This window comes from Aneurinibacillus danicus (assembly GCF_007991215.1).
GTDB lineage: Bacteria > Bacillota > Bacilli > Aneurinibacillales > Aneurinibacillaceae > Aneurinibacillus > Aneurinibacillus danicus.
In genome coordinates this window covers 1-11,913 of the sequence record NZ_BJXX01000027.1, presented here as the reverse complement: position 1 = coordinate 11,913, position 11,913 = coordinate 1, and the positions used below count along the sequence as shown (strand labels likewise).

Annotated in this window: 10 protein-coding genes; 6 read left to right on the top strand and 4 right to left on the bottom strand. The window is 46.6% G+C overall.

The window, feature by feature from the left end; all coding sequences use genetic code 11:
• Nucleotides 1–82 precede the first annotated feature (82 nt).
• The 4 genes from ADA01nite_RS03235 (at nt 83) to ADA01nite_RS03220 (ending at nt 4,846) form a co-directional block, all read left to right on the top strand.
• The gene (locus tag ADA01nite_RS03235; protein WP_146808467.1) at nt 83–1,069 is read left to right on the top strand and encodes an MBL fold metallo-hydrolase; all 987 of its coding nucleotides are present in this window, start codon (nt 83–85) and stop codon (nt 1,067–1,069) included.
• A 115-nt stretch (nt 1,070–1,184) separates the two neighbouring features.
• Nucleotides 1,185–1,847, top strand: a complete 663-nt coding sequence (locus ADA01nite_RS03230) for a TVP38/TMEM64 family protein (RefSeq protein ID WP_170230131.1) — start codon at nt 1,185–1,187, stop codon at nt 1,845–1,847.
• A 28-nt stretch (nt 1,848–1,875) separates the two neighbouring features.
• Nucleotides 1,876–2,502, top strand: coding sequence for a forespore capture DNA-binding protein RefZ (gene refZ, locus ADA01nite_RS03225; protein WP_170230130.1), 627 nt, complete (start codon nt 1,876–1,878; stop codon nt 2,500–2,502).
• A gap of 100 nt (nt 2,503–2,602) precedes the next feature.
• Nucleotides 2,603–4,846: a septation ring formation regulator EzrA gene (locus ADA01nite_RS03220; RefSeq protein ID WP_146808464.1), complete on the top strand. Its 2,244-nt coding sequence runs from the start codon at nt 2,603–2,605 to the stop codon at nt 4,844–4,846.
• 427 nt (nt 4,847–5,273) lie between these two features.
• On the opposite strand, the gene ADA01nite_RS03215 is transcribed toward ADA01nite_RS03220, so the two are convergent.
• The 4 genes from ADA01nite_RS03215 to ADA01nite_RS03200 all read right to left on the bottom strand — a co-directional run bounded on the left by ADA01nite_RS03215 (nt 5,274) and on the right by ADA01nite_RS03200 (nt 10,864).
• A complete protein-coding gene (locus ADA01nite_RS03215) occupies nt 5,274–6,803 on the bottom strand; it encodes a solute symporter family protein (protein WP_146808463.1) in 1,530 nt (509 codons plus the stop codon).
• A complete protein-coding gene (locus tag ADA01nite_RS03210) occupies nt 6,803–7,129 on the bottom strand; it encodes a DUF485 domain-containing protein (RefSeq protein ID WP_146808468.1) in 327 nt (108 codons plus the stop codon). The genes ADA01nite_RS03215 and ADA01nite_RS03210 overlap by 1 nt, the downstream gene beginning before the upstream one ends.
• A 509-nt stretch (nt 7,130–7,638) precedes the next feature.
• The gene (locus ADA01nite_RS03205) at nt 7,639–9,546 is read right to left on the bottom strand and encodes a DUF294 nucleotidyltransferase-like domain-containing protein (RefSeq protein WP_146808462.1); all 1,908 of its coding nucleotides are present in this window, start codon (nt 9,544–9,546) and stop codon (nt 7,639–7,641) included.
• Nucleotides 9,547–9,568: 22 nt separating this feature from the next.
• Nucleotides 9,569–10,864 carry a BaiN/RdsA family NAD(P)/FAD-dependent oxidoreductase gene (locus tag ADA01nite_RS03200; protein WP_146808461.1) on the bottom strand — a complete coding sequence of 432 codons (1,296 nt, stop codon included), beginning with the start codon at nt 10,862–10,864 and terminating at the stop codon, nt 9,569–9,571.
• A gap of 190 nt (nt 10,865–11,054) precedes the next feature.
• Here ADA01nite_RS03200 and ADA01nite_RS03195 point away from each other — a divergent pair, with 190 nt between their 5' ends.
• Together ADA01nite_RS03195 and ADA01nite_RS22540 are read left to right on the top strand one after the other, a co-directional pair.
• Nucleotides 11,055–11,678 (top strand): DUF169 domain-containing protein, encoded by a 624-nt coding sequence (locus ADA01nite_RS03195; RefSeq protein WP_246147201.1) that lies wholly within the window; start codon nt 11,055–11,057, stop codon nt 11,676–11,678.
• Nucleotides 11,675–11,890 (top strand): DUF169 domain-containing protein, encoded by a 216-nt coding sequence (locus ADA01nite_RS22540; RefSeq protein WP_371863530.1) that lies wholly within the window; start codon nt 11,675–11,677, stop codon nt 11,888–11,890. The genes ADA01nite_RS03195 and ADA01nite_RS22540 overlap by 4 nt, the downstream gene beginning before the upstream one ends.
• The last annotated feature ends 23 nt before the right edge of the window (nt 11,891–11,913 follow it).

Here is an 11,913-nt window from a genome sequence, read left to right as displayed (position 1 = left end):
TTTTCATGTCGGGGTTGCGGATGAGATACCATGATGGTTTTTTATGAATGAACATCCAGTCAGATAAAATAGGAGGAACAGCATGGAAAGGACCAACCAGAGTATAGAAGTGCTGCCATTGAAAATTCCTACACCGTTCAGCGTGGGGCCTATTAATGTGTTTCTGTTAAAAGGAGAAAGCTGTACGCTTGTAGATGTCGGGCCAAAAACGAAAGAGGCGTTCGAATTGCTTGATCGTTTCCTAAAAGAAAACGGGTTAGCCTGGCATAATATCGACCAAGTTTTCCTGACGCACCAGCATGTGGATCATTCGGGTCTGACTGCCGAGGTGGTGACGCGTTCCGATGCTAAAGTGATCGCGCATCCGGACGCTGTGCCGTATGTAACGATGGATGAAGCGTTTATGCAGCATCATGATGATTTCTTCCGCACGTTGTATGAGGAGAATGGTGTACCACGAACTCTGCTTGGCTACGTGGAGCGCTTTAAAGAAATGATGGCAATATACAGCGAGCCTGCACCCGTTCACCAAACAATGACAGGCGGCGAGAAGCTAGAAGGCTGTGAAGAGTGGCGAACTGTTTTCACGCCGGGACATACGCAAAATCACCTTGCGCTATACCGGGAGCAGGATGGATTGATGCTGTCTGGTGACTTCCTGATTAAAGAAATCTCGTCTAATGCGTTCGTAGAGCCTCCTATGCGCTCTGGACAGAAGCGACCTAGACCACTGCTTGTATATCGTGATGCAATGCAGAGAATAGCGGAGATACCGGTTCGACGCATGCTTTCGGCGCACGGAGAAGAGATTGAGAATCCGGCTGAATTAATCGCCTATCGTTTGCGTCGTAACGACGATAGAGCGGAAAAAATCCGCGAACTGCTAACAGATGGAGACAAAACGGTATTCGAGCTGACTCAGCTTCTCTTCCCTGCTATTTATCTCAAAGAATTGCCGCTTACGTTTTCAGAAATATTGGGTCATCTGGACTTGCTGGAAGAGCGCAAACAGGTTGAAGCGGTATGGATAGAGAAAGAACATATATATCGTTACAAACAGGTGAAATGAGAAGAAAAAAGTTTTGCTTTTCCGATTGAAACCTCTCAGGAAAGAGAGGTTTTTTTGTTCTTTTAGTGATATAATAATGAAGATAGGATGCGCTATAACAAATGGAGGCGGTGGATTGAAGCGTCTATTGTTTTCTGCCCTCTTCCTGACTGTAATGCTATATGCACTTATGCAGACTGAATTCGGCCATCTGATTCGGACAGGGAACGTTGAGCAGATTGCTGCACAGATAGAATTGTACGGGTGGATTGCCTTTCTGATTTCCATTGCAGCCGTTATCGTACAGACGTTTTTTCCCGTCGTACCTTTTGTATTGTTGGCAGGAGCCAATGTGCTCGCCTTCGGGTTTTGGCTCGGATTTGCGATCAGCTGGATAGGTGCCGTGCTGGCAGCACTGACTAACTTTCTCCTGGCCCGCTATGTTGGAAGAGAGTGGGCAGAGAAGAGGATGGAACATCATTCGTTTGTAAAGAATTTAAACCGATACGCTGAGACAAAAGGCTTTATCGTGATTTTGTTTGCCCGCTGGATACCCATTCTGCCTTCAAGTGCAGTCAATACGGCGGCAGGAATCTCGAAGGTACCGTTCCGCGCCTTTCTATTTGCAACGCTGATTGGCAAAGGTCCGGCCGTTTTGTTCGAATCACTGCTTGGACATTATTTAATTCACTGGGAACAGCATAAAGGAAAGCTTATTCTGATTGCGCTTGGGCTTTGTCTGTTCATGCTGGGGATTGGCTATGTAAAAAAGAAGAAAAAATCAACCTTGCTCTCATAAAAGCAAGGTTTTTTTGGGGGGACAAATCGTGAAACGTTCGCCGAAGCTAACGAAACAAAAGATTATCCGGGCCGCAGTCGAGCTGTTTGATTCACAAGGATTCGACGGTACGACAGTCCGGCAAATCGCGTGTAAAGCCGACGTGAACGTAGCGTTGATTTCCTACTATTTCAAAAATAAAAAAGGGCTGTTGGAACATATGATGATTGATTATTATGAAAATATGTTTCATAGATTGGACGCCTGTCGCTATGACGGTGATTGGCACTCTTTGTCTGATCTTTTGCACAGCATGGTGGAGAGCCTGGTTCGTTTTCAGTGCGATTCGTATCAGGTTACCCGACTTATTCAGCGTGAGCTGTCGGTAGAATCAATGCTTGGACGAGAAGTTATGAGTACGTACTTGGCCCGGCTCAAACATTATTTTACCGCAATCATTGAAGAGGGGATTGCGGAGGGGGAATTTCCTGCACTGCAGGTGGATGGAGTGGTAATCCAGCTTATGGCTATTACAAGTTTTCCTTATACATATCCGCAGATTATTCGTGAAGTATTTTACTTGGAGCCACTCGACGATGGATTTGTCGAGGAAATGGTGCGCTACATATCCGATTTCTTGCGTCATATGCTGACACCGCTCAACACACTTCGCTAAGTTTTTTGTTGAAAAACCTACTTTTAAGCAGGAACTTTCTTAGTAGATACCTAATTATTATAAAAGAATAGGCTGATTTTTCCCAAAGGAGTACGGCATAATGACAGATATAAAACGACAACGGGTGTCCCGTTTTTTTATAGTATGGATGATCATGCTTGCCGTTCTGGCAAGTCCTTGTTATGTCTTGGCGGCTCCGCTGCCGGCTTCCTTAAATAAACCGGTAACGGATGTTAACAATGTTATCAAAAATGAAGAGGAGAAAAAATTCGCGAATTTAACTTCAAATATGAAACAAACGTACAAGCTGGTAGTCGTCGCTGACAGCAAACCGTTGACGCTTCAGCAGTACGCGGAGCAGATCCTGGGCAAATTCACGGTAGATGACAAAGCAATGATTATGGTTTTATCAGTGGCAGAGAAGAATATGGTTATTCTAAGCGGCAAGTATTTTCGAGAGAGTGGGATTACACAGGAAGTGCTGCAGCGCAAAATGGAATATTTCTTCGAACCATATGCGAACCAGGGCACCTTGATGACCGGAGTAATGTCTTTTGTTGAAGCGGTTGAAGATGAAGTGCGCACACAGAGCCAGAAGCAGGGAAGCACAGGTCAGGTCGTTATGGCAGGAGCGCCTGCTCCGGCTGCTGCCGAGAAAGTTACTTCCTGGCCTGTCTGGCTGCTTATCGGGCTTGTGCTTGTCGCGGCTGGACTGGGCGGAGCTGCATTTGCCTATACCAAACGCGCTCGAGTATTAAAGGAGATTGACGAAGTAGATGAATGGCGCATAAAGGTAGCGGATCAGCTTAATGCTTTTGAAATTGCTCCAACCTGGAAGAAAGAGCCGGGCAGAGTAAAAGAGAAGTATCTGGCGATCCTTACTGCGCTTGATGATTTGAAGAAAGACGCTATTGCCGATGTAGAGCTTATACTGGTCGATGCGGAAGAGAATCTAATGAAATTTCGTTTTAAGCGGGGACAGGAGATTATTCAAGAAGCGAAAGATAAGTTGTTTCGCATTGAAGAAGAGTACCGTAACTTACATATCCGGTTGGACAAGCTTCGCGAAACGCTAAAAGATGTCGCTTCTTTTAAAGAGGAGGCGGACCAGCTACACCAGAAGAATGAGCGTCGGTTGGATGAACTCCGGATTCAATACGGTGTGTCATTTCATACTCTGAAAGAACAGATGAACCAGTTCGATAGAGAGTCACAGGCTGTTAAACAGTCGGAGGAGAAAGGCGATTTTGAGGAGGCACGCAACCGCCTGCAGGAGCTTGTGGAAAGACAGCAAGCGCTAATGGAACTGCTACAGAAAGTACCGCTAGTACGCCAAACGATTGTGAAGGATTTAGATCAAGAAATTCGCCAATTGGACGAAGATGCCAAAGAAATGGTAGAAGGTGGTTATACGAGCGGTGAAGAGTTTTTCGCCGCGCGCCTTGTAAAGATTCGTGGCAAGGCAGAGAAACTGCCGCTGCTATTTGAAGAAGGCAAGGTAACAGATGCCGAAAATCTCATTCTTGAAATTCGGGAGGACATTGAAGCCGTCTATCAGACGATGGAAGAGATTGTGACAAACAGGCATCAATATCGCCAGTACGTAAATGAGCTTCCATACTATCTCAATATACTAAAACAGGACGAGGAATATTTGTCCGGTGAACTGAGTGACTTATCCCAACGATATCAAGTAGAGGATGGAGAGGCGTTTTATTATTACCAACAGATTCCTGAAGTGGCTGCTGATATTGAGAATACGCTTGAACAAATTAGCGCGAGCGAATCCGGTGAGAATTATGATCGGCATGGTGAGACGCTGACTCAGGTAACGGAGCGAGTCACACAGATGATGGAACGCCGTGATCTGGTGATGAAGGAATTAAAAGAGTTCCGTCAGGGTGAGCGAATGGCCCGCGAAGAGGTGCATGACTTGCGTGGCAGCGTCGCAAGAGTCGAGCAGCAGTTAAAACGTCTGCATCTGCCTAAGCTGCCGTATGGGATTACAAGCAATATACAGTTGTCACGGCAGGCTATTGGCACGGTAGAAGAGGCGCTTCAGGAGATTCCGCTGAAAATGCAGAAGGTTGACCATTTATTGAAGGAAGCGAAAGAGCAAGTTGCGACATTGCTGGAAGATGGAGCGAGAATGATTCGTGATATCCGGATGACGGAAGACAAGATTCAGCGTACGAATCGTTTTCGACGTTATGATAAAGAAATCGCCGCTTTCTTGCAGACTGCAGAAACCGCGTTTCGCGAAGCAGAATATGAAGAGGCACACGAAGCGGCCGATCAGGCCTTTCGTCTGGCACAAGAAAAGTATGACTTAGAAGAAGAATAGAGAGATGATGGGAGAGAGTTTTTCTCTCCTTTTTTCTGTGAAAATTGTGAGGAAAGAAGGAGAGAAAGAGGAAAGGAGATCCAGGGAAGAAAAAGGCGTTCGCCTTTTTCTACATTGAGATCCTTGTCTCGTTCTCTTCTCTCTTTTCCTTCGTACCACAAAAAGTCATGGGATTTTTGTTCTGTCGGATAAAATGCGGATACAAAAAAAGTGACACATCGTAAATTGATGTGTCCAATAAGGGAGTAGAGGTGTGAGAATCAGTTGCAATTTCAAAGGGGAGTAGGTTCACTATTATACTTCCCCGATTCTCTGTACTTTAAACGTTAATCCAAAAAAATTTAATTTTTTGTGTTTTTCTTATAGAGGCTATCAAATAGAAAAAAGACCGCTCCCCGGGAGCGGTCTTGCGTGCTGAAAAGTTGCATTATGCGGATTCGCGAATGCCTGTATTCGCTTTTACAATAACTTCGTCAAACTTCGCGTCGCTTTCTGGACGACCGAAGAAAATAGCACCCAGATACGCGGAGAGGAAACCTACCGGTACGGAAACAAGAGCAGGATTTGTTAAGCTGACTAAAGGTGTGCCGGTAAGAATGGCTTTGCCGGGGGTCGGGTCAAATACGTTAGGGCTTACTGCCACCATTACAAGCGCAGTGAAAAGACCAACCAGCATACCGGTGATTGCACCGGCCGTGTTAAAGCGACGCCAGAAAATCGTGTAGATAATAACAGGCAGATTGGAGCTTGCGGCTACGCAGAAGGCGAGTGATACAAGGAATGCAACGTTCATTTTCTGTGCGAACAGCGCGAGAGTAACGGAGATTACCGCAACGCCGATGGATGCATAACGAGCCGCTAACATTTGTTCTTTCTCGGTTGCTTTGCCTTTACGAATGATATGGCTGTAGAAATCGTGCGCGAACGCGGAAGCAGCTGCCAGTACGAGACCTGCTACAACCGCCAGAATAGTCGCAAATGCTACCGCCGCTACGAATGCCATTAATAAATCGCCGCCCAGTGCTTTTGCCAGCAGTGGAGCTGCCATATTCCCTGCTTTGTTTGCTTGGACAATCGCATCGTTGCCTACGAATGCAGCGGCACCAAAGCCAAGAAAAATCGTCATAATATAGAAAAGACCGATGAGCCATGTTGCGTATACAACAGATTTACGTGCTGTTTGTGCGTCTTTTACCGTGAAGAAGCGGATGAGAATGTGCGGTAGGCCCGCCGTACCTAGCACCAATGCGATGTTTAGAGAAATGTTATCCAGTCCGTTTGCGGACTTGGCTCCCGGATTTAAGTATTTCTCACCCAGCGGTGTCGCGGTTTTCATATGTTCGAACATTTCAATGAAGCTAAAATTAAACTTTGCAAATACCATAACAGAGATAAGGAATGTTCCGAACATAAGCAGAACTGCTTTAACAATCTGTACCCAGCTTGTTGCTGTCATACCACCGAAAATTACATACACAGTCATCAGTACACCAACGATTAATACAGACGTTGTATAGTCGAGCCCAAGTAAAAGTTTAATGAGTGCGCCGGCACCTACGAGCTGGGCAATCATATAGAAAGTAGAAATCGTGATTGTACTGAGTGCCGCAACACCACGGACTTTTGCGTTATCAAAACGAGCTGCAATCATATCGGCCATCGTGTATTTGCCAAGATTCCGCAATGGCTCAGCCACGACATACAATACGACGAGATAGGCTACGAGATAGCCGATACTGAAGAAGAAACCGTCAAAACCAGTGAGTGCAATAGAGCCGGCGATTCCGAGGAAAGACGCGGCAGACATGTAGTCTCCGGCGATGGCAAGACCATTCTGCCAGCCGGTTAGACCGCCACCTGCCGTATAGAATTCACTTGTAGTATTCGTTTTTTTGGAAGCGTAATATGTGATAATAAGCGTTGCCGCTACAATGAGAAGAAAGAAAGTAAATGCCATTAGTTACGCCCTCCTTTTTGCTGTTCTTCAATGATTTCATTCGCTATGCTATCAAAGGAGTTCGCCTTGCGAGTATAAATCATGCATAATGCCCATGTCATAATAAATTGGCCAAATGCATAAATCCAGGCCCAGGTAATTGAGCCGATTGCCGGAGTGTTCAGTACTTTGCTATAGGATGTCATTATGGGTAAAGTATAATAAAAAACCATGAAGAAAATGCACATTGGCACGATAAACCTTTTTTTTGCTTGCATCAGTTTTTTGAACTTCTCGCTGCGTGCGATAGCTGAGTAATCAATACCTTGTCCTCGTTTTCCCCCCATATCCGAGGTGTTTGTCTGTGCAAGATTTGCCATTCTAATCACTCCCATCTTAATAATTGTTCTTTTTGTCTGGGTCTGGTTGAAAAAGAACCGGCTGTCACCTCCTAAATAAAGCGGTTTCAAAGTTGTGAGCGCTTCTGAAAGCATGTTCACGACTCTTTCCTAATATTAAAATATTTATAAAAATTTGAAAACTACATTTATTCGACAATTTTTGACATGGCAAATTTACGGTATTGCATGGAAAACAATCATGGCTTTTCAGCCGCAACCCCGACGTGAAAATTGAGGGAAGGTTTGGTACGAAGGAAAAGGGGGGAGGGAATGAGAAGAGGAATTTTAATGTAGAAAAAGGCGAACGCCTTTTTCTACTCTGGATCTTTTCTCCTCAGTTATTCTGCACAATGAATGCGATATTCCTTCATTATTTATTCTCATAAAAAATGAAGTATATCGCATTTATATCTTACTGTTTATGCATTCTTTATCGGTCGATGAAAAACGAAAAATTAAATACGAATGCCGCGCACATGGAATTGGCGAATCAGCTTTTGTTGCAGCCATTTTGCCGTATTTAGCGATTTTTTCAGGCGAATCTGCTCTTCCTTAGGGAGAGCGGCCACATGAAGTTCATTAGAGAGGGGACGTTTTTGCTTCAACTGCCTCATATTTTCGCGAATGCGGAAGTGAAGCAGCGTATTGAATGAATCTTTGATTTCGTCTTCCTCCTCCTGTGTAAACACGCGCTTTTTCGTAAGCTGTTCCAGACGCTCTAACGTTGAGACCGCCTCAATACCTTCAAAAATGGATAGCAGGCGCATCGCGTTGACGAAGTGAACCAGCGCGCCGCCTTTGATATCAATCCCGTCCTTAATCTTTTTATCATAAATAACCCGGCCGAATATGCCAAGAGGAACGCTGCAGGAGGCATCGTCTTCCGCCAGTAGATTATAGATAAACGGGAAGTCTTTTTTGCGTGTCAGAAAGTAGCGGCGGAGATCATTGGCCAATTCCGTTTTTCCGTAGACAGGGCGGAAATCGAGAAAAATCGTAAACATGCGAATTTCTTCGCCCTGCATATGGGAGAACCAGGCGTTGACCATGCGTTTCCAATCGGACAGCGATTTTCGCCACTTCGGATTGGTCGCCATGACGTCGCCTTTACAACGCGGAAAGCCGCATGCTTCAAGGCCTGCAACAATCTTCTCCGCCAGGCGGGCGAAATAATTGTCTACTTCTGCATGGTGTGCCTCGTCTTCGATATCAGGATAAATAATCCCGTTATCCTGGTCCGTGCTCAGGGTCTGTTCTTTGCGGCCTTCGCTGCCCATTGTAATCCAGCAGTAGTCCGTTGGCGGCGCCCCCCATCCCCCGGCAACCATTGCCTGTTCTGATAATTCAATAATTCGGCGCAAGATCCGATCATTGAATTCCGTAATAATCGAGCAGATTTCATGGGCCGCCGCTCCCTCCCGCATCATCCGGTCGATGAAAGCCACGATTTTTTTATGCTGCTCGGCCAATTGTTCTATGGTCTGCGCCGCATCTATATCTTTAACCATGCCAAGCACAGAATGGCCGCGAAAATCGGTCAGTTTCTTAAGCGTTATAATGCCTTCAACTTTGCCGTGGGAGAGCACAGGCAGATGTTTGATTTGATGCTTCATCATCATAAGCATCGCTTCATAAAAATAGGCGTCCTCCGAGATAGTAACCACATTCCCGCTCATAACGTCTTGAACGGTGAGTGAAGCGATGGTTTGATAATTGGGAAGAAGTGCGATTAAATCCCGCTCCGTCACGATGCCGCGCAGCGCCTCATCCTCCATAATCAGGACGGAACTCGTTTGCTCGCGCAGCATAACGGAAGCGGCTTCGATGACGGGCGCACCGGGAGGAAGAAAGACAAGTTCAGTCTCCATAAGCTCGCCTGCTTTTTTGCGATACGGATATGCTTCAAATCCATGGTGATGTGCCGAAGACTCCAGCGCCAGCGCATGATACATATACTGCAGGCGTTTGCTGATATCATGGGTAAGCTGTTCAGCGAAAGGTGCGTGGTCATGAACGAGTCGGTTAAACAGCGTTTTTTTTATGACAAGAAAGCGGGAGTTTTCCATTGTCTGTACGGAGAAGCGGGACGTATCTTCCGCCAGCGTATTGATTAGACCGGCCAGCTCTCCTGGATGATAGAAGCGTACCGAGACTTCCTCACCTTCATCCGTAATGATGATACTTCTTGCCATTCCTTCAAGCAGGAAAAACAGATCGTTTTCCTGTTCCCGCTCATGAATGACGAAATGGTGTTTCGGATATTCAGCTACGGAAGAAACTTCGATGATTTCATCGATAGTTTCCTGCGGAAGCGTGCGAAACAACTCATTTTGCTGCAGCATTTCTTTTACTCTTTCCTTCATCTCCTTATCGCCCCCTGCTTTTTTATTTTAGCGGAACGAAACTCTCTTTGATTCCCAGGGCCTGTCTGGCAGCGGCCGATCCGGCTGCGTGCCCGGTTGAAAATGCGACGGTGATGTTATAGCCCCCCGTGTGCGCGTGCACGTCAAGCACTTCTCCGGCAAAGAAGAGTCCGCGTTTTAGCTTGGATTGCATGCTTTTAGGGTCAATCTCTTTGACGCTGACTCCACCTCCTGTCACTGTGGCCTGTTCAAGCGGAAGCGTACCGGTGATCGTTACAGGAAACTGTTTCATAAGCCGGGCTGCCTCACGCCATTTGGCCCGGGGAATATGCGCATATGTTGTGCTTTCCTCAATGTCTGCCATTTCTAGAATAAGCAGAAGCAGCCTTTCGGGCAGATAGGTGCGGAGCACGTTTCTGACCGTTTTTTTCGGTTCCCGTTCCATAAGGTTTATCGTCTCCCGCTCGATATCATCAACTGTTTTATCCGGGAGCGCATCGATGGTTAGTCTAAGTGGAAACGGGCCGAATTTGCGCTGTGTGACAGATACGTAGTGACTGACGCGCAGTACGGCAGGACCGGAGATTCCGAAATGAGTAAACAGCATATCCCCTTCTTCCGTGCATACTTTTTTGCCTTTTGGATTCCATAAGGTGAGATAGACGCTGCGCAGCGATAAGCCCTGGAGTCTGGCTTCCTTGATGTAAGCATCATCCGCGGTAAGCGGCACGGCAGTCGGAAATAAGTCGGTTACGGTATGGCCTGCGTCACGCGCCCACGGATAAGCGTCACCCGTAGATCCGGTCGTCGGCACCGAACGACCGCCTGTCGCCACAACAATATGCTGACAAGGGATTATTTCGCCGGATAGAAGCTCGACACCTTCCACGCCGCCTTCATTGTATAACAATTGTTTGACAGGATCGTTTACACGAATGGTTACGCCAAGCCGCCGTATCTCGCCAAGAAGAGCATCGACAACGGTTTTCGCTTTATCGCTGACAGGAAACATACGGCCGCGATCTTCTTCCTTTAGCGCAATGCCAAGCCCTGTGAAGAAATGGATAATTTCCTGGTTGCCGAACGTGTTTAAGGCACTGAATAGGAATTTCCCGTTGCCGGGAACGTTTTTTATTAATTCATCAAGCGGTTTGGCATTCGTGACATTACAGCGTCCTCCCCCGGAAATCATAAGCTTTCGCCCCAGCTTATCTCCTTTATCGAGCAACAGCACTTTAGCATTGTCCGAAGCGGCAGCTACGCAGGCCATTAGCCCGGCCGGACCTCCGCCGATTACGATTACATCCCAATCTGACATAAAAACACCTTCCTTCTCTACTATTTTCGCCAGGCGGCTTAGCGGATTGCAACCTAAACGATAAAAAAAGTTGCGCTTGTCGAAAGGAAAGTAAGAGAAAAGAAAAGAATATAGAAAATATTCAAATGATTTGAGGGGTTTTCGCCTTCTTTTAGCCGTTACTTACTTATGAACAAAGGGAGAGGAAATAATGAGTGAAACTATGCAAAGGACATCTGCCGATAAACTGCGGCAGCTGCATCAGGAAATCGAGAAGAATGTTCGTCCCGATACGTTTCCACTGGCGATCCGGGTGCTGCGCCCAGGTGAAGAAGTTCCGGACAAAGCAAAACGCCCGCTGCGTGATTTACAGGTGCAGCTGAGCATTTGCCAGGGAATCACGATGTCGCGCCGTTACGGATGGACAATTGCGATGGGTGGGGAGGATTTATCCTGTCCAATAGCCAAAGCTGCTTTTCATTTTGAAGAACCAGTGTCGTTTTATACAGAAGGGAACCTGGCGCACGGCATGTATGCCGAGACGCTTGTCTGTGCCCGGCTGACGGAAGAAGCTGTTCCGAAATTCACGAAAGAAGAGAGCGGTATTATTGTTGTTAGTCCGCTGAATCGCGCGGCATTTGAACCGGATGTGGTAGTTGTGTACGGAAACTCGGCCCAGGTTATGCGCATGGTAGCTGCATCGCTGTTTACGACGGGGGGAGCGATTACATCGGAGTTTTCGGCACGGGCGGAGCGATTACATCGGAGTTTTCGGCACGGGCGGATTGTGCGGATATTATCATTCGTACAACCCAGACGGATAGTCCGCAGGTGATTTTACCGTGCTATGGTGACCGAGTGTTCGGTCAAACACATGATCATGAAATGGCATTCTCATTCCCGTATCGAATGGCAGATGACGTGATAGCCGGATTTGCCGGAACGCACAAAGGAGGGGTACGTTATCCGATACCAAGCTTCCTGCAGTACCAGGCTAAATATCCGGCTACGTATGAAAAATTAAATAAGATGTGGGAGGAGGAATAAAAAAGGCAGAAAACCACCATGGC

Excerpts from the sequence above, each read along its gene's own strand:
- ADA01nite_RS03205 (WP_146808462.1), bottom strand. The coding sequence starts at position 9,546 with ATGAAGGAAAGAGTAAAAGAAATGCTGCAGCAAAATGAGTTGTTTCGC.
- ADA01nite_RS03220 (WP_146808464.1), top strand. The coding sequence starts at position 2,603 with ATGACAGATATAAAACGACAACGGGTGTCCCGTTTTTTTATAGTATGG.
- ADA01nite_RS03200 (WP_146808461.1), bottom strand. The coding sequence starts at position 10,864 with ATGTCAGATTGGGATGTAATCGTAATCGGCGGAGGTCCGGCCGGGCTA.
- ADA01nite_RS03215 (WP_146808463.1), bottom strand. The coding sequence starts at position 6,803 with ATGGCATTTACTTTCTTTCTTCTCATTGTAGCGGCAACGCTTATTATC.
- ADA01nite_RS03210 (WP_146808468.1), bottom strand. The coding sequence starts at position 7,129 with ATGGGGGGAAAACGAGGACAAGGTATTGATTACTCAGCTATCGCACGC.
- ADA01nite_RS03195 (WP_246147201.1), top strand. The coding sequence starts at position 11,055 with ATGAGTGAAACTATGCAAAGGACATCTGCCGATAAACTGCGGCAGCTG.
- ADA01nite_RS03235 (WP_146808467.1), top strand. The coding sequence starts at position 83 with ATGGAAAGGACCAACCAGAGTATAGAAGTGCTGCCATTGAAAATTCCT.